Origin of the sequence: Paenarthrobacter sp. 4246, assembly GCF_040546855.1 — a bacterium.
Lineage (GTDB): Bacteria > Actinomycetota > Actinomycetes > Actinomycetales > Micrococcaceae > Arthrobacter.
Genome location: NZ_JBEPOP010000002.1, coordinates 12,796 through 35,614, shown reverse-complemented (window position 1 = coordinate 35,614; position 22,819 = coordinate 12,796). Strand labels below are relative to the sequence as shown.

Sequence of the window (22,819 nt, the reverse complement as noted above, 5' to 3'; positions counted from 1 at the left end):
CCTTCAGGCTTCAAGGAGCGAAGCCGCCAGGCGGCTCAGTTCAGCGGATGCTTCTGCATGGTTGCGGTTGGCTTCAGCCACCCGGACCACCTCGCCGATGACCAGCACGGCCGGGTTGCTGCAGCCTGTGGCAGCTGTTTCGATCGTACCCAGATCAGCGATGGTGGTGCGCTGCCCCGGGCGGTAGCCACGTTCCACCACAGCCATGGGCATGTCCGCGTCCATGCCTGCCCGGCGCAGCCCTGCTGCAAGCTGGGGAAGGGTACCAATGCCCATGAGGACCACAATCGTGCCGCCAAGTCCGGCAAGGTGGGTGTGTTCCTTCTCGGTCAAGGGGGCATGGCCGGACACTACGGTGAACATGTGGCTGACTTCGCGGTGCGTGACCGGGATCCCGGCCGCGGCGGGAACGGAGATGGCGCTGGTGACACCGGATATCACCCGCACCGGTACGCCGGCCGCAACACAGGCGGCCACTTCCTCGCCGCCTCGGCCAAATACATACGGATCGCCGCCCTTGAGCCGGACCACGTTCTTGCCCAGCAGCGCAGCTTCCACCATGAGCTTCTCGATGTCACGCTGGGTCACCTTGTGCAGGCCCGGCTGCTTGCCAACATCCACCAGTTCGGCCGAGGTCAGGTCGGCCAGCTCCTGGTACGGGGCCAGACGGTCGTAGAACACCACATCGGCATCACGCAGGGCGTCCACGGCGCCAACCGTGAGCAGGTCCAAGGCTCCTGGACCTCCGCCCACCAAGGTCACGTGGCCGGCGGCGCCCGGTGCCGGCTCAAACGCGACAGGTATCCCCGCATCGCGGCAGCGTTCCACCAGCGGCAGCCACCCTGCGTCGCCGTCGTCCACTATCGCCACCAGGAACGGGCGCTCCGGAAGTTGACCGTCGCCCGGTACACCTTCCGGGGTGCTCAGCCGGTACACGTTGGCACCGGCGGACTGATAGCGGCGTACGGCTTGGCGGGCAGACTTTTCCGATCCCGTGACAAGGACGTCACGGCCGGTGAGATCAATGGTGAGCTGCATGGTGAACCCCTAGTTTCCTGCGCCGACGGTTTCGCTGCGGACCGGGATGGTGGAAGCGATGAGCACGCCGCCCTTTTCCTCGTTGGTGGCCGGGCGGATCTGGCCACGCTCCGGAACGAAGGAGATGGACTCGTCCTTCTGGTCGGGGGCGTTGACAAACGAACGGAAACGGCGGAGGCGCTCCGGGTCCTTCAAGGTCTCGGCCCACTCGTCCTCGTAGGTGTCGATGTGCTTGGCCATGGCCGCTTCAAGCTCTTCGGCGATGCCCAGGGAGTCGTTGACCACTACCTCCTCGACGTGCTTGATGCCGCCGTCGAGTTCTTCCTGCCAGCGCGCGGTGCGCTGGAGGCGGTCAGCGGTGCGGATGTAGTACATGAGGTAGCGGTCGATGTACTTGAGCAGGGTTTCGTCGTCCAGGTCCTTGGCCAGCAGCTGGGCGTGGGCCGGAGTGGCGCCTCCGTTGCCACCGACGTACAGGTTCCAGCCATCGGCCGTGGCGATGACGCCCACGTCCTTGCCGCGGGCTTCGGCACATTCGCGGGCGCAACCGGACACGCCCATCTTCAGCTTGTGCGGGCTGCGGAGGCCACGGTAGCGAAGCTCCAAAGCGATGGCCATGGCTACCGAATCCTGGACACCGAAACGGCACCATGTGGATCCAACGCAGGACTTCACCGTACGGAGGCTCTTTCCGTAGGCCTGGCCGGACTCGAAACCGGCGTCCACCAGTTCCTTCCAGATGTCCGGGAGCTGCTCCAGGCGGGCACCGAACATATCAATGCGCTGGCCGCCGGTGATCTTGGTGTAGAGGTTGTACTTCTCGGCAACTGCGGCGATGACGCCGAGGCCCTTGGGCGTGATCTCACCACCGGCGATGCGGGGGACCACGGAGTACGTGCCGTCCTTCTGCATGTTCGCCAAGGCGCGGTCGTTGGTGTCCTGAAGGGAGCCGCGGCCGGCATCCAGGACGTAGGCCGAGTGCTGGCTGGCCAGGATGGAGGCGATGGTCGGCTTGCAGATATCGCAGCCCGCACCAGTGCCGTACTTGGCCATGATCTCTTCGAATGAGGTGAGTTCCAGGACGCGGATGGCGTCGAACAGTTCCTGCCGGGAGAGACTGATGTGCTCGCACAGCGCCTTGGAGACCTCGATGCCGGACTTCGTCAGTTCGCCTTCGAGGAGCTTCTTCAGCATGGGGACACAAGAACCGCACTGCGTGCCGGCGCGGGTGCAGCCCTTGAGTTCGCCTAGTTCCTGGACGGGAGCATTGCCTTCGCAGGCTCCGCATCCGTTGATGGTGTCCCGGATGGTCCCGGCCGCAACGTTGTTGCAGGAGCACAGGATGGCGTCGTCCGGCAGTTCGGTCTCGGGAGCTTCGCCGCCACCGGCGGCGCTCAAGTATGCACCGGGCTCTGCCGCGAGCTCGCGTCCCAGTAGCGGGCGGAGGCTCATGTAGGGGGAAGCGTCGCCCACGAAGATACCGCCCAGGAGGGTCTTGGCATCGTCTGTGGTGACAATCTTCTGGTAGACGCCACGTGCGGGGTCGGCGTAGACAATTTCCAGGGAGTGCTCGGTCCGGGCAAAGGCGTCGCCGAAGCTGGCAACGTCAACGCCGGACAATTTGAGCTTGGTGGCAGTGTCAAAACCGGGGAACGTCGCTTCGCCACCATGCAGGCGGTCGGCAACGATCTCGGCCATGGTGTTGGCGGGTGCTACCAAGCCAAGGCACATCCCTTCAAAGTTGGCCACTTCGCCGATGGCCCAGATGCCGTCCACTTCAGTGGCGCAGAAATCGTTGATGACCACGCCGCCGCGTTGACCCAGGCTGAAGAGCTGTTCCTCGCCTTCTGCGGCGCGGAACAGATCATCACGGGGCTTGACGCCAATGGCAACAATCACGAGGTCGGCGTCAATCGTGCGACCGTCAGCCATGAGGACACCGGTGACGTTGCCGTCGTCGTTAGTCACCACCTCCGAAGGGAAGACGCCACCGTGGACTTCGAAGCCCTTTGCTTCGATCAGGCGACCGAGCGACTGGCCGGCTCCCTCATCCAACTGGGTATTCATCAGCCAGGGCGCGCCGTTGATGACGATAGGAGTAGCGCCCAACTGCTCGGTACCGGCAGCGGACTCGAGCCCCAGCAGGCCACCACCAATGGTGACGGCGTTGACCTTGCGGCCCAGCTTTTCGCGCAGTCCGGCAATGGCCTTGTTAATCGACCACACGTCGTCGAGCGTGCGGTAAACGTGGGTGTGTTCAGCCCCGGGAATAGGAAGACGGGCAGCGTCCGAGCCTGAAGCCACCACCAGGTGGTCGTATTCGTACTTGTTTCCCGCCGCGGTGAGGACGCTCTTGGCCGCCGGGTCAATCTTGACGGCGCGCTCGCCGGTCTTGAGGGTCAATGCCTCGTGGTCCCACATGGACGCTTCCCCCAAGGTGAGGTCAACGTCGGTTTCCGTGAGGGCTCTGCTCAACGCTACGCGGTCGTAGGGGAGGTGTGCCTCTTCGGTCAGCACCGTAACCTGCCAACCTTCAAGACCGCGATTGACCATGGCATCAGCGAAACGGTGGGCAGCGGGCCCGCCGCCGACGACGACGACGCGGCGCGGGTTCTCTGTACTTGAAGTGTGTCCGGTCACTGGTGGGCCTTTCGCAGATGTTGCAGACGGATCTGTCGCAACTTGTGGTTCCAGCCTAGGGACGGGCAGTTTCGCTTCAGTTTCCCTTTTGTTTCGTGATCTTAACTTCTGCATCACAAGAGCATTTCGTGGGGTGTGAGGTCTCTTTTACGCGTTGGACACACACCCGGACACCTGACGAAACACCCGGGTCCTAGCGTGGAAGAGCGGCCGCAAGCGTGGCCCGGTCCGGGGGAGTGACGGTGTGAACAGCCGCCACCCGGACACAGTGAGAGGGGCTGAAATGACCGTAATTCTGGACCGTGCCGAGGATCTGACCACCACCGGCGAGTGGCACGTCGTGTGCCCGGTGGATGAGCTCGAAGTCGCCTGGGGCGAAGCGGCACTGATCGCTGGCCGCCAGGTTGCCCTGTTCCGCACTACGCCCACCGAAGTATTCGCTGTGGCACAGCAGGACCCGGCAACGCTGGCCAACGTCATGGCGCGTGGCATCATTGGATCCCGCGGAAGCCGGCCGACCATCGCATCGCCGCTCCACAAAGAGGTCTACGACCTCGAAACCGGGGAGTGCTTCACCAACCCCGAGCTGAGGCTCGATGTGTTCGCCACCCGTTTGGTGGACGGCTTTATCGAGGTTGAGCTCTAAGCCAAGCCGGCTAAAGGCCCATGCTTCCTAGAGGCCCAATGCTTCGCGGACATCCCTGAGGACATCGTCCAGGGATGTCCGCGCTGCCTGGCGGGCAGCGGCGAGTTCCGCCGCGGAGTCCACGGCCTGAATGACTTCCAGGTAGCACTTGAGTTTGGGCTCCGTGCCGCTTGGACGGATGATGACCCGGCTTTGGTCGCGGGTGAGGTACAACAGACCGTCTGTGGGCGGCAAGGCTTCGCTTCCTTCGGCCAGGTCAGTGAAGACCTCGACGGCGGAGCCACCGAACGCTTCCGGCGGGTTGACCCGCAGGCGGTTCATCATGGCATCCAGGAGTCCCAGATCCGCTACCCGGATGCTCAACTGGTCGCTGGCGTGCAGGCCGTGCACCAGGTAGAGGTCATCCAGGGTGTCGAAGATCGTCTTGCCCTGGGCTTTGGCAGCGGCGGCAAATTCCGCGATCAGGACTGCAGCTGAAATGCCGTCCTTATCGCGCACCAGATCCGGTGCCACACAGTAGCCAAGTGCCTCCTCATATCCGTAGCTGAGGCCGGGAACCCGTGAAATCCATTTGAAGCCCGTCAGGGTTTCCTCATGCTTGTACCCTGCGGCCGCGGCGATCCGCGACAGCAACCGCGAGGAAACGATCGAGTTGGCGAAGACGCCGTCCCGGGGTTCTTCGCCTTCACTGACGGCCATGCGGGCCACAATGTGGGCACCCAGCAGCGCACCCACTTCATCGCCCCGAAGCATCCGCCAGGATCCCGTCGAGGGGTCCAAGGCCGCGACCGCAGCCCGGTCGGCGTCGGGGTCGTTGGCCAAAACGATGTCCGCACCCGCGTCTGCGGCGGCCGCGAGGGCCAGGTCCAGTGCGCCGGGCTCCTCCGGGTTGGGGAACGCGACTGTGGGGAAGTCCGGGTCCGGCTCGGCCTGTTCGGCCACGAGGGTTACATCCGTGAAACCCGCTGTCTTCAGGACGGAGACAGCCGTTTCGCCGCCCACACCGTGCATGGGCGTCAGGACGATCTTGAGGTCCCTGGCGGGGAAGTGTTCACGATCCACCAAGCCGGCCATGGCGGATTCATAGTCGGCGGCAATGGCCGTCGGCAGCACTGTCCACCCACTGTCTGCCAGTTCGATGGAGTCCAAGGCACCCACGGCTTCAATCCGGGCGGCTATCTCTGCGTCGTACGGCGCGACGATCTGCGATCCGCGCCCGCTCTCCGGCACTGCGTGTCGTCCCAAGTAGACCTTGTAGCCGTTGTCCTGCGGCGGGTTGTGGCTGGCTGTCACCATCACGCCGCCGTCGCAGTCCAGGTTCCTGACCGCGTAGGCGAGCAACGGCGTCGGAAGTGCTGCCGGCATAAGGAACGTCTCGATGCCTGCCGCCGTGAAGATCGCGGCAGTCTCTTCCGCGAAGATGTCCGAGTTGTAGCGGGCATCGAAGCCGACGACGGCGCGAGGCCGGGTTCCCGGCGCAGCGGCAGCTACCGTTTCGGTGAGGAAGGCCGCCAGGCCAGCCGCGGCCCGGCGGACAACCACGCGGTTCATGCGGTTTGGCCCCGGGCCGAGGGCTGCACGTAGGCCGGCTGTGCCGAATTGCAGGGTGCCGTTAAAGCTGTCGCCCAGTTCCTGGGCTGCTCCCGCATCACCGCCGCTGGCGAGGTCGGCCAGCTCCTCCAGGGCAGCGGACGTCGCCGGGTCTGGATCCTGGGAGGCCCACTCGCGGGCGTCGGTGAGCAGCTGTTCAAATGCGGCATCGCTGGATGTCATAGGGTCAAAACTATCCTCAATGAGCCGCGAAGGGGCAACGGGGCGTGGGATCCCGCCTCCAGGGGTGGTTGTAATAGGTGGAATCCCACCCCTCGGCGAACCTTAGAGCGAGCGGGAAGTGATGGTGAAGTCCGTGTTGCCGTCCATGCTGAAGGCTGACGATCCGGTGTTGTCCCAGTCCGGGAAGAAGGTGTCTGAAATGACCGCCTCTCCAGAGCCAATGAAGACCTCCACCGAGGACGCATCCAGGAGAATCGTGAGCCGGACGGTGCGATCGTTTCCGGAGGGCTGCAGCTGAACCTCATGGAACGGACTGAACTTCTCCGAGAAGTTGCTGGTCCCTGCCTTTGACCGATCCACCCTGACGGTGCGTGATTCCTTGGCGTAGGAGATGCGGAGACCGGCTTTGCCATCGGAGGAACGGCGGAGGATAAGGCCGGACTCGCTCGCCGAGGCGAGGTCCATCTCCAGTTCAATCAGCTGTGTCCGGGCTGCGAAGTCCGGACCCAGATCCTGGAGTGAGGAACCGACGGTGAGGTTTTTGTTCTTGACTTCACCGGAGCGTTCCAGCGTTTCCTTTGCGGCACCGGCGATTGCCGATCGCAACTCAAACCGCTTCCCGCCCCGAACAAGGGTGAGTTCACGGGGAACGGCCATGGAACCACGCCACGGCGTGGTGGGCACATCCTGGGCGTAGTCCCAGTTCCCCATCCAGCCCAGGAGCACCGGCTTGTTCCCGGGCGCACCGGAAAAGGAGTTTGCTGCGTAGTAGTCCGCGCCATGGTCCAGCCACTGCGATTCCACGAGCGGTGCATCAGCGGCAGCCGCGTTTTCGGCGGTGAAGCGGGTCCCGTCGAACTCACCCACAAAATACTGCATCCCTGAGCCGCCGGCGATGCCCCCGGGATTGATGCTCAGGAGCATGACCCACTTCTTGGCAGTGGAGTCCTCCACGTCCATCTGCACAAGTTCAGGTACTTCCCAGAGCCCACCTTGGGCACCGGCCCCGGAGAAGTCACTCAGGAACTCCCAGCGGAGGAGGTCCGTGGACTTGAACATTTTCACTACCTGGGCGTCGGCCACCACCGTGGTCATCACCCAGTAGCGGCCGGGCTCGTACCATGTGATCTTGGGGTCGCGGAAATTGTTGTTGGTGGGGGCGAGGTTCAGCACGGGGTTGCCCTGGTACTTCTGCCAGGTGGAGCCGCTGTCCAGGCTGAACGCGATCGATTGCGCCTGCGCGCCCTGGGGGAGCGCGCCGTTCTTGCCATAGGCGCTGGTGTACAGGGCCACCATGGGCGGGTTCTCTGCCGAGCCAAGGCCGGACGCATTGTTCGTATCCATCACGATGCAGCCCGAGAAGATCTCTTCTTCAGAGCTCGCTTGAATGGCTACGGGCTGCTCTTCCCAATGCACCAGGTCCTTGCTGGTGGAGTGGCCCCAGGACATGTTGCCCCACGAGTTTCCGTGCGGGTTGTACTGGTAGAAGGCATGGTAGGTGCCGTTGTGGTGGACAAGGCCGTTGGGGTCGTTGAGCCAGTTCTTCCCAGCCGTCAGGTGTGTGACGGGCCGCCATGGATCCGAAGGGGACGGGCGGTGCCCGCCCGGGGCGGGGGCCGCCGTCGGGCTTTCCGTTTGCGTGCAGGAAGCGGCAGAGAAGGCGACCACGACGGCGGCACTTGCGGCCAGCAATTGGCGGCGGGAGAGGTGGGGGCTGGGGTAAGTCATGGGGAGAAATCCTGAGGGTTGGGGGCGGCAAGGGTGCCGGCTCTTCTGGAGCCGACACCCCTGCCGTGGCCTAAGGGCCGGGGTGTTGCGGCCTACTTGTAGTGGCCTTCGCCGCCAACGCGGACGTTGGTGGGCAGGTAGCCAAACGGGCCAAGGCCGTTCGTGCCGAAGCTGCGGTCAACCTTCGTCACACCGGCTTTGAAATTCATCTTCACGGTGGGCGACAGGGAACCGCCGCGGACGCCGTCCACGTTGTCGATGAAGGACTGGACGAGTCCGCCGGGCTGCACGTAGTGAGAGTACGCCTGGAACTGCCGGCCGTTCTGGCGCGGGTCCGGACCCTCAGGCGCATTGGCCTGCATATTCAGGTCCGTAGGGGAGCCAAGGGCCAAGCCGCTGTTGTTGACCGGTTGGTAGTCGGAGCGGATGCCGTTGCCGACGAAACCGTAGACGCCGTCGGGGCCGCGCATGCCGTCTGCGTACGTGAACTGGTGGCTGATGGTGAACAGGTAGTACTTGTTCTTGCCGTTCTCATTCTGGATGAAGATCTGCGGACGTTCAGTCTGGTCGTTGACGCAGTTGGCGGACAGGATTGGCGGGAGGAAGCTCCACTTGGTCAGGTCCTTGTTATCTGCGACTGCCAAGCCCACGTTCGCGGTCTGGAACCAAGCGCCGGTGCTGTTGACCTGGGCCAAAGTCTCGGCGTTGGGGTCGCCGGCGGCGTAGCCAAGGTCTTCCTGCTTGCACTTATAGGAGCCGCGGGTGCCGCCGGTGTTTCCTTCGAAGACCATGAAGGTCTTGCCGGGGTGTGCCGGGTCGGCGAAGGTGTATGGGTCTCGGAACGCGAAGCCGGGGTTCTGCGCCTTGTTCTGGTAGAGCTTTCCGTCCGGTTCCAGGAGTTTGGTGTGCTGGAAACCGTCGAAGGTCACGCCGTTCTGGTTGGCGTGGATGTTACCCAAGGCCTTGGCGATCGCGGCATCGGGAGCGATCCCGCCGCCCCCTGCGTTCCGCTCGGCCACATCGTAGAACGTGGTGGCCGTGTAGAAGACGTTGATCTTGTTGCCTTGCATGAGGCGGGTGGAACCGGACCACTCCGTGTTGCCGATGGAGGTGTTGTCCAGGAACAGGTGTCCGCCGTAGTTCCACTTGTCCTTGGCCGGATCGGCGTTGGTCTTACGGAAGAAGTAACCGATTCTGGCATTCCAGTGGCGCTGGTCGAAGCCGTAGCCCTCATGCCGGTCGGCCACCAAGGAGAAAATGACGTCCCAGCCTTTGTAGCTGATCTGGTTGGCATTCTCGTCGGTGAGGGACCAGGTGTCCCATACCCAGACGTCGTCGTTCATGGCCGGGAAGTCCTTGGGGATTTCCGGCATCGTGACGTTGGGGCTCATTGAGTTCTGGCCGGGCGCAACGTTGGGATTGCTCTGGGCCATGATCTGCTTGGCGTCGGCCCGCGTCCACTTGGACGTGAAGTCCGCCGCGGGATCGTAGGCCTGCTGCGTGTGCTTGGTAGGCAACGGGAAGCCGGGTGTGGGTGCCGGCATGGTGCTCGACGGCGGATCGGCCGGCAGGTTCGCCTGCGCCGCCGGCGTCACCAGCAGGATGCTGCTGGCCACGCTGGCTGCGGCTGCGAGGGCTACTGCCTGTCGCAGCCGGCGGCGCGGCCGTTGAGGGGTTGAGTGCGTGTTCATGCTTGCTCTTCTCGCGGAGTGTTGGACTTCGTGGAGTGGGGCGCATGCCCTGGCCCCCGGTTGGGGGTTCTCTACAACTGGGGCGTCCATCGATCCGCTGGAGGCGTCACCGAGGGACGCCATCGTTTCGAGGTGCGGCGGAGCCTCGTGGGCCTCCACCGCGGTGGTCCCGGCACGTCGACTTACCGGAACACATTCCACGCTAGACACGTGTTAGGTCGGACATCAAACGGTGTTTAGCGGGTCATTTGAGCTACCGGCGAGTATTTGCGCAAGCGTTTACATTGCCAACGGGCGCGCGTGCCACATCTTGCGGTGCTGGATCAAATGTTGCGCCATAAAACAGATTTATCCTGAGAATTTACAGTGCGTTTACTTCCCGCTCGAGATTGTTAGCGTGCACTTTTAAGCAGCAAAGCGGGGCCACTATGGGATGGTGGCCCCGCTTGTCCGTGACGCGCCTAGAGCTTGGCGATGATGTCCGCCAGCAGCTTCGAGATACGCTTGCCGGCTGCCTGGCCAGCTTCCAGAACTTCGGCGTGGCTCAAAGGAACCGGGCTGATGCCGGCTGCGAGGTTGGTGACCAGGGAAATGCCGAAAACTTCCATTCCCGCATGGCGGCCGGCGATTGCTTCCAGCGCGGTGGACATGCCCACCAGGTCTGCGCCGATCCGCTTGGCGTACTGGACCTCTGCCGGTGTTTCGTAGTGCGGTCCGGTGAATTGTGCGTAGACGCCTTCCTGCAGGGAGGAGTCCACTTCACGGGCGAGGTCGCGGATGCGCGACGAGTAAAGGTCGGTGAGGTCGACGAAAGTGGCGCCCTCAAGCGGTGAGGTCGCCGTGAGGTTGATGTGGTCACTGATGAGTACAGGGGTGCCCGGGGTCCAGTCTTCGTTGAGCCCGCCGCAGCCGTTGGTCAGGACCAGGGTCTTGCAGCCCGCTGCTGCCGCAGTGCGCACGCCGTGGACAACGGAGCGCACGCCGCGGCCTTCGTAGTAGTGCGTCCTGGCACCGAGGACCAGCGCGCGCTTGCCCTCCTTGGTCAGGACGGAGCGGATGGTGCCAACGTGGCCCACCACCGCTGGTTTGTGGAAACCGGGGACCTCCGAAGCGTTCAGGGTGGCGGTAGTTTCGCCGATGAGGTCGGCGGCCTCCGCCCAGCCGGATCCGAGCACCAGGGCTACGTCATGGGACTCGACGCCGGTCTCCGCGGCGATGAAGTCTGCGGCGGCCTTCGCGGCCTCAAAGGGGTCTGTGTTCATCAGCTCAGTGTTACTCACTGGTACAAGCTACCTTGCGGCTGCAGGACTTTGGTAGGGACCCGCGCACTGGTGAGGGTGGGCTGAGTGGCAGCCGACGCGGCGATGAGCGAGAATTGAGGATTGTGACCACCCAAGTTGACTTCAGTGCCCCCCGTATCGCGATCCTGGGAGGTGGTCCCGGCGGATATGAAGCTGCCATGGTGGCCGCCTCACTCGGCGCCCACGTCACCATTGTTGAGCGGGCAGGCCTTGGCGGCTCTGCCGTGCTGACCGACGTCGTGCCTTCCAAGACCCTCATTGCCACCGCCGATCTCATGACCCGCGTCGGTGAGGCGGACGAGCTGGGAGTGAAGTTCGACGGCGACGGCACGGCCTCGAAGCCCCGCGCCGACCTCAAGCACATCAACGACCGCGTGCTCAACCTTGCCCGCGGACAGTCCGAGGACATCCGTGCCGGCCTGGAGCGCCTGGGCGTGGAGATCGTTATCGGTTCCGGCAAGCTGCTGGACAACAACACCATCGAGGTCCTGACCCTCGAGGGCACCCGCACCATTGATGCTGACGCCATCCTGCTGGCCGTCGGCGCCCACCCGCGCGAACTCCCCACTGCCAAGCCCGACGGCGAACGCATCCTCAACTGGGCCCAGATCTACAACCTGGATGAGCTCCCGGAAGAACTGATCGTCGTGGGATCCGGTGTCACCGGCGCCGAGTTCGCCTCCGCCTACAACGGCCTGGGTTCCAAGGTGACCCTGATTTCCAGCCGCGACCAAGTCCTCCCCGGCGAGGACACCGATGCCGCCAAGCTGCTTGAAGGCGTCTTCGAACGTCGCGGCGTCAACGTTTTGTCCAAGTCACGCGCAAATGCGGTGGAGCGAACGGACGACGGCGTCAAGGTCACCTTGGGTGACGGATCGATCGTCACGGGTACCCACTGCCTGGTGTGTGTTGGTTCCATCCCGAACACGGCCGGCGTCGGTCTTGAGGAAGCCGGTGTAACCCTCACGGAGTCCGGCCACATCAAGGTGGACGGCGTGTCCCGCACCACCGCCCCCAACATCTATGCTGCCGGTGACTGCACGGGCGTGTTCGCGCTCGCCTCCGTGGCAGCCATGCAGGGCCGCATCGCGATTGCCCACTTCATGGGCGACGGCGTGAAGCCGCTCAAGCTCAACCAGGTGGCGTCCAACATCTTCACCTCCCCGGAAATTGCTTCAGTGGGTGTGTCCGAGGCCGACCTCGCGTCCGGGAAGTACCAGGGCGATGTTGTGATGCTGTCCTTGCTCAGCAATGCCCGCGCCAAGATGCGCAACACCAAGGACGGCTTCGTCAAGATCATCGCCCGCAAGGGATCCGGCACCGTGATCGGTGGCGTGGTGGTGGGCCCGAACGCCTCCGAGCTCATTTTCCCGATCTCCGTGGCCGTCACGCAGAAGCTCCACGTGGACGACGTCGCCAGCGCGTTCACGGTGTACCCGTCGCTGACCGGTTCCATTTCGGAGGCTGCGCGGCGCCTGCACGTGCACATGTAGCTTCCCCACCCAGCACAGACGCCCGTTTCGGGGCTTCGCTGCGCACCATGCCGTTCGCCCGGCACCCTGCGCAGCGAGCCATCGAAACGGGCGTTTTGCGTTCCTACCCTGGAAGCGCGTTGATTGCCTCCGCCAAGGGCATGTGCAGGGCCGCGCCGTGTCCAGGCAGGATCACGTTGGCTTGGACACTCTCCAACTGCCCGGCAGAGGCCAGCGCTGCCGCCGCATCGAAGTGGTACATCCTGTGCAACATCTGCGGTCCGGATGTTGGGCTGATCGGGTGGCCGCTGACAAAGGTGTCACCCACGGCGATCGCCCCGGCCCCGGGCAGAAGCAGGGCGCTGTTGCCCGGAGTGTGTCCGGGCAGCAGTATGGCCCGCGGCTGGCCGGGGAGTTTCTGGAGCTTTTCCGCAGTCCAGGCTTGGGCACCAGTCGCCGGCTCGGCCTGCAGAGCCTTGGCTTCGATGACGTGGAGCATCCACCGGAGAACACGGGGACGCCAGGCACGGACCAGGACCTGGCCGACTGTGACCTGATGCTTTTCCCTGCCCTGAACGTGGGGGAGTTCCTCGGGAGAGCAGAGGATGGGCGTGCCGAAGGCCCGCGAGAAGTACGCCGCGGACCCCGTATGGTCCACATGGCCGTGGGTGATCAGCATGGCCTTTGCATCGGCCGGGTCCATTCCCAGTCCCCGGATCGATTCCAGGACGAGGTCGCGGTCGGCAGGGTAGCCGCCGTCGATCATCATGAAGCCTGAGGAGTCACGGACGAGGAGCCAGTTTGACGCAGGTCCCTCAACAAAATGGACGCCGGGCGCGGGTTCGGATACCTTCACCCCGGAATTCTAGGCCTGTTCCTTGCTCTGGTGACGCCAGAACGCTGGAATGCTGCGGGCTCGCAGGGCTTACGCGGCGTCAGGCGGCAGCCGCTTGGAAGTGTTTTTCGATGATCCCCTTGATATCCCCATGGCATCCTCCGCAGCCTGTGCCGGCACGGGTGGCCTTGGATACTTCAACCACCGTGCTGCAACCCTCCACCACGGAGCCCTCAATGCTGGCCGCGCTGACCCCTGCGCAACGGCACACGGTCCGCTGGGGATCGTTGCTGGTGGCGCCGGTGTCCAATTGGTCGGGACCATCGAGCCGGAGCAGGAGGGAGCGGTCGGCGGGCAGTTCCGAGGAGCGCTCGAAGAGCACCACCAGCTCAGCAGCCGTCCGGGGCATGCCCACGGCAACGAGGCCTTCCAGCACCCCGCCGCGGGTGGTCATCTTCACGTAGCGGCCGTGTTCGGGATCGGCCCACTGGGAGATCTGCCGGCGGGCACGCCCTGAAGCAGCACCGGCTTCCAGCAATTCTTCATCCCAGGGATCAGCCACGTTGTCTCCCGCCACGGCAAGGTTGATGCTCCGTGACTTCAAGACCACCACTCCGGGCTTTTCCTTGGGGAGCGGCTCGAGGGCATCCGCGGCGGTCTGGCCGTCCCGGGCAAGGACCACAAGGTATTCGGCCAACCACTCGGCCTGCCGCCACCCCGGGCCCACCAGGCCGGACGGGCCGGTGGCCGTGCGGCATTCAACGCAGGAACCGTCCGGGCAGCGCACTTCTGCACAGTCGCCGATCGCGAACATGTGGGGCTCGTGATAGGTCCGGAGGTGGTGGTCCACCAGGATGCCTGCGCCGGTAGGAAGTCCACAGCCCTCGGCAAGTTCGATCCGGGGGCGGACACCACACGACAAGACCAGCAGATCGCCGTCGATCGCTGAGCCGTCATCCAGCAGCAGCGCTGAGAAGCTGCCGTCAGGGCCGGACGTTTCGATGCCGGTGGAACGGGCATTGCCGGCCATCCGGACGCCACCCGCCCGCAGGCTGTTGGTAAGGACGGAGCCACTGCCGCGGTCAATGCTGCGGCCCAGGGGGAACGGTCCGTTGTGGACCACCGTGGTTTGGGCGCCCTCTTCCGAGGCCGCCAGCGCGGTTTCCAAACCGAGCACCCCGCCACCCAGGACCACCACACGCTTACCGTCGGCTACTGCGTCGCGAAGCACAGCAGCGTCCCGCAGATCCCGCAAAGCTGTAACTCCTGCCGGAAGAACGGGCCGGGAGGGATCGGGGTTGAGCCCGGTGAGGTTGGGAATGACCGGACGCGAGCCAGTGGCAAATACCAGGCGGTCGTAGTGTTCAGAGGTGCCATCGGAGAGGACTACCTGCTGGCGGGCGCGGTCGATCCTTTGAGCCTTGGTGCCCAGGCGGACGTCAACGCCGTCGGACGTCAACCCGGACGCATCGGCCATCGCCAACGCCTCGGCCGTGGTGCGCCCCACGCCGAGCTCAGCAACCATGACCCTGTTGTAGGCAGCCTCAGTCTCCTGGCCCACCACCAGCAGCTGGACCAGCCCCCTGCGGACGGCGGGGAGCATCTCGTCAATAAGCCGTGCTGCGACCGGCCCGAATCCAACAACAACAATGCGCTCGCTCATGAGGCCTCCTTGACGTGCAGTGGCAGCCGCGTCCCGGCAGGAACTGCGTACGAGTCCAATTCCTGGGTGGAGACTGCCCGCCGGACCCATACCCGGCTGGTCTTGAATTCCGGCATGCCGGAGATGGGATCTGTGGCCGCTTCGGTGAGGCGGTTGGCGTTTTCCTGGCCGGGGAAGTGGAACGGCAGGAAGACAGTGTCGGGTCGGACGGTGGTGCTGAGTTCAGCGCGGCACAGCACTTCGCCGCGCTCATTCGTGACGGTGGCGTAGTCGCCGTCGGCGATGCCGCGGGCAGCTGCTGTGCCTGGGTGGATGAGGAGCCGGGCCTGCGGCTGTGATGCCATCAGCTCGCTCACGCGACGGGTCTGGGCGCCGGACTGGTAATGCTCCAGGAGCCGGCCGGTTGCCAAGGCCAGGGAATCGTCCGCAAACGAACGGACAGCGCGCTTGGAAGGAGTGACAGGAACCATGACGGCCCGGCCATCGGCGTGAGCAAATCCGTCGGCGAAAAGTCGCGGAGTCCCGGTGCTACCAACAGGGTAGGGCCAGTAGGCAGCTTCGCCCCGGTCCAGCATGGCGTAGTCGATGCCCGAGTAATCGGCCAAACCACCTGCGGATGCCAGGCGCAGCTCTTCAAAGACCGTTTCGGGATCATCGCTGAACGTTGAAGGGGCCTCAAGAAGTTCAGCCAGCCGCGCCATGAGCCACAACTCGCTGCGAACACCCGGGGGAGGAGTCAGTGCCCGGCGACGTCGGATCACGCGGCCTTCGAGGTTGGTCAGCGTGCCCTCTTCCTCGGCCCACTGCGTCACAGGCAGAACCAAATCCGCTTCAGCAGCTGTCTCTGACATGAAGAAGTCGCAGACCACCAGAAAGTCCAGGCTGCGAAGTCCTCGGATCACTGCGTTCGTGTCCGGCGCCGAGACCACCACGTTGGCACCGTGCACGAAAAGGCACCTGACGCCGTCGGACTGTCCAAGAGACTTGAGAAGTTCGACGGCGGGCAGGCCGGGACCGGGGATGAGCGACTCGTCGACGCCCCACACTCCGGCGACGTGGGCGCGCGCGGCGGGATCGGTGATCTTGCGGTAGCCCGGGAGTTGGTCGGCCTTCTGGCCGTGCTCACGGCCGCCCTGGCCGTTGCCTTGGCCGGTGAGCGTGCCGTATCCGCTGCGCGCAGAGCCGGGCAGGCCCAACAGAAGGCTGAGGTTGATCGCCGCCGTGGCGGTATCCGTGCCGTCCACGTGCTGTTCCACACCGCGTCCGCTGAGGATGTAGCTGCCGCCGTCGCGGGCTCCTTGCGCCAAACGGCGGGCGGTTTCACGGATCAGGGTGGCTGGGACGCCGGTGATGGACTGGACGCGCTCGGGCCAGAAAGCGTTGAGGCTGCGAACCACCGCCGCGTAGCCGGTGGTTTTGGCCTCGATGTATCCGGTGTCGGCCAAGCCTTCGTGAACCACCACGTGGCTGATGCCCAAAAGGAGGGCCAAATCGGTACCGGGAGTCGGCTGCAAGTGGAGGCCTCCGCCGTCGGACGTGAACGCAGCAGTAGCCGAACGGCGCGGGTCCACCACAATCAGCCCGCCCGCGTCGCGGGCGCCCTGCAAGTGCTGGACGAACGGAGGCATGGTCTCGGCAACGTTGGAACCGAGCATGAGGATGACGGACGCGGTGTCGAGGTCCGTGACAGGGAAGGGCAGTCCGCGGTCCACACCGAAGGCGCGGTTGCCTGCCGCAGCAGCGGAGGACATGCAGAAGCGGCCGTTGTAGTCGATGCGCGACGTGCGCAGCGCAAGGCGGGCGAATTTGCCCAACATGTACGCCTTCTCGTTGGTGAGGCCGCCTCCTCCGAAGACACCCACGGCGTCGTTCCCGTACTGCTGCTGGGTGTCCTTCACAGCGGCAGTGAGGAGCATGAGGGCCTGGTCCCAGGAGATCGGCTGGTGGACTCCGTCGGAGCCTTTGAGCATGGGTTCGGTGACGCGGCCGTTGTGATGCAACAACGACGCCGATGTCCAGCCTTTGCGGCACAGCCCACCCCGGTTGGTGGGGAAGTCGCGCCCGGATACTTCCAGGGGAGCGGCGGGCTTGTCCGGTTCTGCGGTGGGTGCGGGCGCTGCCGCTGCCCCTCGAACTGCGGGCGCAGCCGGGGTCAGCGTCATGGCGCACTGGAGCGCGCAGTAGGGGCAGTGGGTATCGGCGCCGTTGGGCATCTAGATGTGTCCGATCGTGTTGCGTTTCTGCGCAGGACGGATGTAGCAGACCCAGCAGACAGTGAGCATCAGGACGTAAGCTCCAACGAATCCGTAGAACGCCGGGGTGTAGGAGCCGCTGGCCGAGTTTGAGGCATTGAGTACCTGCGGGATGACGAAGCCGCCGTACGCGCCTATGGCGGAGATCAGGCCCAGCGAGGAAGAAGCGAGCCGTGCAGTGGTGGCACTCGGGGCGCCTGAGCGGGCCGCCCGGCTGGACGTTGCGAAGATCACCGGGATCATGCGGTACGTTGCACCGTTTCCGAATCCGCTGGCCAGGAAGAGCAGCAGGAACAAGGTGAGGAAGAGCCAGAAGTTCTTCAGTGGCAGCGTCCAGATCATGGTCAACGTGATCACAGCCATGGATGCGAACGAGGCGATGGTCATCCGTGCGCCACCCATACGGTCGGCCATGCGTCCGCCGTAGGGGCGGGCCAAGGATCCAACCAGCGGGCCGAGGAAGGCCAGGGAGAGCGCCACTGCGCCAACATGGATGGAAGAGAAGTCAGGGAAGTAGTCCTTGATCAGCTTGGGGAAGACACCTGCGAAGCCGATGAACGAGCCGAACGTCCCGATGTACAGGAACGCCATGATCCATAGGTGCGGTTCTTTGAGTGCGGCCAGGGAGCCAGCCACGTCACCCTTGGCGCTGGTGAGGTTGTTCATGTACTTGTAGGCGCCGAACGCGGCAATGATGATCAGCGGGATCCAGATGATGCCTGCCGTGGGCAGGTTGACGGTCCCGGCAGCCAGCAGGGTGATGGCGATGGGGACAACAAGCTGTGCGACGGCGGCACCGAGGTTGCCGCCGGCAGCGTTCAGGCCCAGCGCCCACCCCTTTTCGCGGGCGGGGTAGAAGAAGGTGATGTTGGCCATGGAGCTGGCGAAGTTGCCGCCACCGAAACCGGCGAGTGCTGCCATGAGGAGCATGATTCCAAAGGGCGTTTCCGGATTGGAGACACAGATGGCCAGGCCCGTGGTGGGGATCAACAGGAGCAATGCGGAGGCGATGGTCCAGTTCCTGCCACCGAACTTGGGGACCATGAAGGTGTAAGGGATGCGGAGCGTGGCGCCCACGAGGCTGGGGATGGAGATGAGCCAGAAGATCTGGTTGGTGTCGAACTTGAAGCCGGCTGCGGGGAGCTGGACCACCACGATGGACCACAGCTGCCAGACGACGAAGCCGAGGAACTCGGCAAAAATGGACCAGTAGAGATTGCGCTTGGCGATGGACCGGCCTTCGGACTCCCATTGGCCCTTGTCTTCGGCATCCCAGTTGGCGATCCAGCGGCCGGGGCGGTGCTCAAGGGTGGAAGTGGCGGTGGCAGTGGACTGGACGGGAGCCAGTGCATCTGCGGTGCGGTCAACAGTCACGGAAGTGCCTCCTTGGTGGGGGACGTTGTTCTTCCAAGGTAGGTTTGGCGCATTTCGTGGACGGTCGCCGTTTGTAAACGGCCTGTGACATTTCCCTATCGGCGGGGTCACCGGCGCGTGAGGCTGTGGTGAGGTAGTGTGGCGCGGACCACAAGATGAGATTTTCTGGTAGGTCCGCATGTTGGACTTAGTTGTCCAGTCAATGGACAGCGGGAACTATTATTGAACTCTCGAATAATCCTTCGCCGGGTAGGCTCTCGGGGCTTCGGCCGGCGTGAAAGAAAGCTGCAAATACATGTCTTCCACCGCACCATCCAAGGAAGGCGAGTCCACTAAGCCAGTGAACTCGCGGGGCAAGGTGATCTTCGCGAGCCTGATCGGCACGACGATCGAGTTCTACGACTTCTACGCCTATGCCACCGCGTCGGTACTCGTCTTCCCGAAGCTCTTCTTCCCGGACGCCACTGACATCAATGCGCTGCTCAGTGCGTTTGCCATCTTCGGTGTTGCCTTCTTCGCGCGGCCCATCGGTGCCGTGGTCTTCGGCCACTTCGGCGACAAGATCGGCCGCAAGGGCACCCTGGTGGCATCGCTGCTGACCATGGGTATTGCGACCTTCCTCATCGGTCTCCTCCCCACAGCTTCCATGCCGGGTTGGGCCATCCTGGCCCCGATCATGCTGGTTATCCTGCGCTTCTTCCAGGGCTTGGCACTGGGCGGCGAATGGTCCGGTGCGGCGTTGCTCGCCACGGAGAACGCTCCCGAGGGCAAGCGCGCCATCTACGGAACGTTCCCGCAGCTGGGCGCACCCATCGGCTTCATCATCGCCAACGTCATCTTCATCTGGATGAACGTCTCCCTCAGCGCCGAAGAATTCCTCGCCTGGGGCTGGAGGGTTCCCTTCATCCTCAGCGCCGTCCTGGTAGTGGTGGGCCTCTACGTACGCCTGAAGCTGGTGGAGAGCGCCTCCTTTACCAAGGTCATCGAGCAGGAAAAGGTGCAGAAGGTGCCCCTGGCGGCAACCCTCAAGAGCCACTGGCGCCCCGTTGTGGCAGGTACCTTCATCATGTTTGCCACCTATGTGCTCTTCTACATCATGACCACCTTCACCCTGTCCTACGGCACCAAGCCCACCCTGGCCGGTGCGCAGGCAGCGGCTGAAAAAGCCGGCAAGCCTATGACGGCCGACCAGATTGCCGCCTTCGTCCCAGGGCTGGGAATCACCCGGTCCGACTTCCTTTGGATGCTGATCATCGGCGTCGTCTTCTTCGGCATCTTCACCGTGGTCTCCGGGCCGCTCGCGGAGAAGTGGGGTCGGCGCAAGTTCCTGTTGGGCGTCACCGCAGGCATCTTCGTGTTCGGTGCGCTCTGGTTCACCATGTTCGGTCCCGGCCAGGCAGCTGCCATGGTTGGCCTCATTGTGGGCTTCACGCTCATGGGCCTGACCTTTGGGCCCATGGCAGCGATCCTTCCTGAGCTGTTCCCGGCCAACGTCCGCTACACCGGATCCGCTGTGGCGTACAACCTGTCCTCCATGATCGGTGCCGCTCCTGCCTCGTTCGTGGCCATTGCGCTCTGGTCTGCAGCTAACGGCAGCACGTGGCTGGTGGGCGTCTACATGGCCGCAGCCGCAGTGGTGACCTTCATCGCGCTCTGGCTGACGCGCGAGACCAAGGACATGGATTACGAGAACAACGTGTCCTAAGCAGCCCAATAACGACGGCGGCTCCGCACCATTGGTGAGGAGCCGCCGTCGTTAAGAGGTGCTGTGAGTTAGTCCTCGATGGTGGCAATGACTGCGCCGGCGGCAACAGTCTCTCCGGCCGTGGCAGCGAGGCCACGTACGGTTCCGGCCTTGTGGGCGGTGAGGGGCTGCTCCATCTTCATGGCTTCGAGAACCACGATCAGGTCGCCTTCAGCCACCACGTCGCCTTCAGCAGCTGCCACCTTGACGATGGTGCCCTGCATCGGTGAGGTCAGGGCGTTGCCACCGGCTGCAGCAGCCGCAGCGCCAGCTGAACGGGAGCGCTTCTTGGACTTGCCGGACTTGGTGCCCGAACCGCTGGAAACTGCCGCGACACCGCCGCCTAGGCCGGACGGCAGGACGACCTCAAGGCGCTTGCCGCCAACCTCGACGACGACGCGCTGGCGCTCACCGGCGTCGGGCGTCTCAGCACCTGCTGCGTTGGCAGACCATGCCGGGATGCTGTTGACGAACTCAGTCTCGATCCAGCGTGTGTGGACCTTGAACGGGCCTTCCGCCGGGGCGAAAGCGGGATCGGTCACCACTGCGAGGTCGAAGGGGATAACAGTGGGAATGCCCTCAACCACCATCTCCTCCAACGCCCGGCGTGAGCGCTGAAGTGCCTGTTCACGGGTGGCGCCGGTGATGATCAGCTTGGAGAGCATGGAGTCGAAGTTGCCGCTGATGACGTCGCCCTGCTCCACGCCGGAATCGATCCGGACGCCGGGGCCGGTGGGGTTCTTGAGGGTGGTGATGGTGCCGGGGGCGGGCATGAAGTTGCGGCCCGGGTCTTCGCCGGTGATGCGGAACTCGAAGGAGTGGCCGCGGACCTCGGGGTCTTCGTAGCCAAGCGCTTCGCCGCGGGCAATGCGGAACTGCTCGCGGACGAGGTCGATGCCCGTTACTTCTTCGGAAACACAGTGCTCCACCTGGAGGCGGGTGTTCACCTCGAGGAAGGAGATGGTGCCATCCTGGCCCACCAGGAATTCGCAGGTTCCGGCGCCCAGGTAGTTGGCTTCCTTGAGGATGGCCTTGGAGGACTCGTAGAGTCGCTTGTTCTGCTCTTCGGTCAAGTACGGAGCAGGGGCTTCCTCGACGAGCTTCTGGTTGCGGCGCTGCAGCGAGCAGTCGCGGGTTGAGACGACCACCACATTGCCGAAGGAGTCGGCAAGGCACTGGGTTTCGACGTGCCGCGGAGCATCCAGGAAGCGCTCGATGAAGCACTCGCCGCGGCCGAAAGCTGCAATGGCTTCGCGGACGGCAGATTCGTAGAGCTCGGGGATCTCGTCCATGGTGCGGGCAACCTTGATGCCGCGTCCACCGCCGCCGAAGGCAGCCTTAATGGCGACCGGGAGGCCGAATTCCTCCGCGAACTTCAGGATTTCATCGGCCGATTCCACCGGATCAGCCGTGCCGGGGACCAGCGGAGCGCCCACCTTTTCGGCGATGTGGCGGGCCTGGACCTTGTCGCCCAAGGCTGAGATGGCCTCGGGGGAGGGGCCGATCCACGTGATGCCGGCGTCGATGACCTTGCAAGCGAAATCGGCGTTCTCCGCCAGGAACCCGTATCCGGGATGGATCGCGTCCGCGCCGGACTGCTTGGCGACGTCGATGATCTTGTCCATCACCAAGTACGACTCAGCAGCCGTGTTGCCGCCCAAAGCATAGGCTTCGTCGGCCAGTCGGACATGGAGTGCGTCACGGTCAGGGTCGGCGTAGACCGCTACGGAGGCAATGCCTTCGTCCCGGGCGGCTCGAATGATGCGGACCGCGATTTCGCCGCGGTTGGCAATCAAGACCTTGGTAAGAGGGCTGGAAATGGGCTGCGCCGGGTTAGCTGACAAGTTGTTGACTCCTTCTGTCCTTGAGGAGCCTAGCGCGATTGTGAGGGTTCCGCCCATATTGATGGGGGATTCCGTGTGTGAGGCGATGTTCCTTTGTAGGGTTACTACAAACGTGTTCTACTGCTCATCGTTGTCCCACAGCTCGGTGATTCCCACGTTCGCGTGGACCAGCAAGTCCCGCAGCGTGGAGATGGAAAGCCCGACGACGGCGTGCGGGTCGCCGTTGACCTTGCGGATGAAGGCCCCACCCAGGCCGTCTATGGTGAAGGACCCGGCGCAGTGAAGGGGCTCTCCGGTGGCGATGTAGGCGTCGATTTCCCGTGGGCTCATCTGGGCAAAGTGGACCTCGGCGCTGGATACTCCGCCGACGGTAGCGCCGGTCCCTTCGGGAGTCTCATTGCCAGCTTCATCTTCCTCGTCGGCACCAGCGGCGGTGTCCCGGCAGTCCACCAGCCAGTGGCCGGTGTGCAGTACTCCCTGCGAGCCGCTCATCCGCAGCATCCGTTCCCGTGCGACTTCCGCTGTGTAGGGCTTGCCATGGGACTCGCCGTCGAACTCGAACACCGAATCGCAGCCGATGACCAGCGCACCTTCGGCTTCGGGGAGGGCGGCAACTGCCTCGGCCTTGGCCCGTGCCAGCAGGAGCGCTGTATCGTGTGCGTCCGTTACGCCGTACTTGGCCTGCACCGCGTCCTCGTCAACGTCCGAAACCAGGACGTCATGCCGGATTCCGGCGTCCGTGAGCAGCTTGGTGCGGGCGGGGGACTGGGAGGCGAGGATCAATCGGGTCACGCCACCCAGCCTAATACGAACCCTCT

Annotated in this window: 15 protein-coding genes; 3 read left to right on the top strand and 12 right to left on the bottom strand. The window is 64.1% G+C overall.

The window, feature by feature from the left end:
• Window positions 1–3: 3 nt before the first annotated feature.
• Together cobA and nirB are read right to left on the bottom strand one after the other, a co-directional pair.
• Entirely contained in the window at window positions 4–1,038 is a 1,035-nt protein-coding gene (gene cobA, locus ABIE35_RS02905; RefSeq protein ID WP_354512375.1) for a uroporphyrinogen-III C-methyltransferase, read from the bottom strand.
• A gap of 9 nt (window positions 1,039–1,047) precedes the next feature.
• Window positions 1,048–3,678, bottom strand: a complete 2,631-nt coding sequence (nirB, locus tag ABIE35_RS02900; RefSeq protein ID WP_354512374.1) for a nitrite reductase large subunit NirB — start codon at window positions 3,676–3,678, stop codon at window positions 1,048–1,050.
• 283 nt (window positions 3,679–3,961) lie between these two features.
• Between nirB and nirD the strand changes: the two genes are divergently transcribed.
• Window positions 3,962–4,324 carry a nitrite reductase small subunit NirD gene (gene nirD / locus ABIE35_RS02895; RefSeq protein ID WP_280627562.1) on the top strand — a complete coding sequence of 121 codons (363 nt, stop codon included), beginning with the start codon at window positions 3,962–3,964 and terminating at the stop codon, window positions 4,322–4,324.
• A gap of 27 nt (window positions 4,325–4,351) precedes the next feature.
• Here nirD and ABIE35_RS02890 read toward each other — a convergent pair whose 3' ends face one another.
• From ABIE35_RS02890 to ABIE35_RS02875, 4 genes are all read right to left on the bottom strand, one after another.
• The gene (locus ABIE35_RS02890; protein ID WP_354512373.1) at window positions 4,352–6,097 is read right to left on the bottom strand and encodes a phospho-sugar mutase; all 1,746 of its coding nucleotides are present in this window, start codon (window positions 6,095–6,097) and stop codon (window positions 4,352–4,354) included.
• Window positions 6,098–6,199: 102 nt separating this feature from the next.
• Window positions 6,200–7,825, bottom strand: coding sequence for a glycoside hydrolase family 32 protein (locus tag ABIE35_RS02885; RefSeq protein WP_354512372.1), 1,626 nt, complete (start codon window positions 7,823–7,825; stop codon window positions 6,200–6,202).
• 92 nt (window positions 7,826–7,917) lie between these two features.
• Window positions 7,918–9,516, bottom strand: coding sequence for a glycoside hydrolase family 68 protein (locus ABIE35_RS02880; RefSeq protein ID WP_354512371.1), 1,599 nt, complete (start codon window positions 9,514–9,516; stop codon window positions 7,918–7,920).
• A gap of 461 nt (window positions 9,517–9,977) precedes the next feature.
• Window positions 9,978–10,778: a purine-nucleoside phosphorylase gene (locus ABIE35_RS02875; protein WP_207596877.1), complete on the bottom strand. Its 801-nt coding sequence runs from the start codon at window positions 10,776–10,778 to the stop codon at window positions 9,978–9,980.
• 122 nt (window positions 10,779–10,900) lie between these two features.
• On the opposite strand from ABIE35_RS02875, the gene ABIE35_RS02870 reads away from it, so the two are divergent.
• Window positions 10,901–12,310 (top strand): NAD(P)H-quinone dehydrogenase, encoded by a 1,410-nt coding sequence (locus tag ABIE35_RS02870; RefSeq protein WP_207596878.1) that lies wholly within the window; start codon window positions 10,901–10,903, stop codon window positions 12,308–12,310.
• 103 nt (window positions 12,311–12,413) lie between these two features.
• Here ABIE35_RS02870 and ABIE35_RS02865 read toward each other — a convergent pair whose 3' ends face one another.
• The 4 genes from ABIE35_RS02865 to ABIE35_RS02850 form a co-directional block, all read right to left on the bottom strand.
• On the bottom strand, window positions 12,414–13,145 hold the full coding sequence (locus tag ABIE35_RS02865; RefSeq protein ID WP_354512370.1) for an MBL fold metallo-hydrolase: 732 nt from the start codon (window positions 13,143–13,145) through the stop codon (window positions 12,414–12,416).
• Between the two features lie 79 nt (window positions 13,146–13,224).
• Window positions 13,225–14,787, bottom strand: a complete 1,563-nt coding sequence (locus ABIE35_RS02860; protein WP_354512369.1) for an FAD-dependent oxidoreductase — start codon at window positions 14,785–14,787, stop codon at window positions 13,225–13,227.
• Window positions 14,784–17,000, bottom strand: coding sequence for a molybdopterin oxidoreductase family protein (locus ABIE35_RS02855; protein WP_354512368.1), 2,217 nt, complete (start codon window positions 16,998–17,000; stop codon window positions 14,784–14,786). The genes ABIE35_RS02860 and ABIE35_RS02855 overlap by 4 nt, the downstream gene beginning before the upstream one ends.
• Window positions 17,001–18,413, bottom strand: a complete 1,413-nt coding sequence (locus ABIE35_RS02850; RefSeq protein ID WP_354512367.1) for an MFS transporter — start codon at window positions 18,411–18,413, stop codon at window positions 17,001–17,003.
• 295 nt (window positions 18,414–18,708) lie between these two features.
• Here ABIE35_RS02850 and ABIE35_RS02845 point away from each other — a divergent pair, with 295 nt between their 5' ends.
• Window positions 18,709–20,118: an MFS transporter gene (locus ABIE35_RS02845; RefSeq protein ID WP_354512366.1), complete on the top strand. Its 1,410-nt coding sequence runs from the start codon at window positions 18,709–18,711 to the stop codon at window positions 20,116–20,118.
• Between the two features lie 68 nt (window positions 20,119–20,186).
• Here the strand turns inward: ABIE35_RS02845 and ABIE35_RS02840 are convergent, their stop codons facing one another.
• Both ABIE35_RS02840 and ABIE35_RS02835 read right to left on the bottom strand, forming a co-directional pair.
• The gene (locus ABIE35_RS02840; protein ID WP_354512365.1) at window positions 20,187–22,058 is read right to left on the bottom strand and encodes an acetyl/propionyl/methylcrotonyl-CoA carboxylase subunit alpha; all 1,872 of its coding nucleotides are present in this window, start codon (window positions 22,056–22,058) and stop codon (window positions 20,187–20,189) included.
• 60 nt (window positions 22,059–22,118) lie between these two features.
• Entirely contained in the window at window positions 22,119–22,793 is a 675-nt protein-coding gene (locus tag ABIE35_RS02835; protein ID WP_354512364.1) for a Maf family protein, read from the bottom strand.
• Window positions 22,794–22,819: the final 26 nt, after the last annotated feature.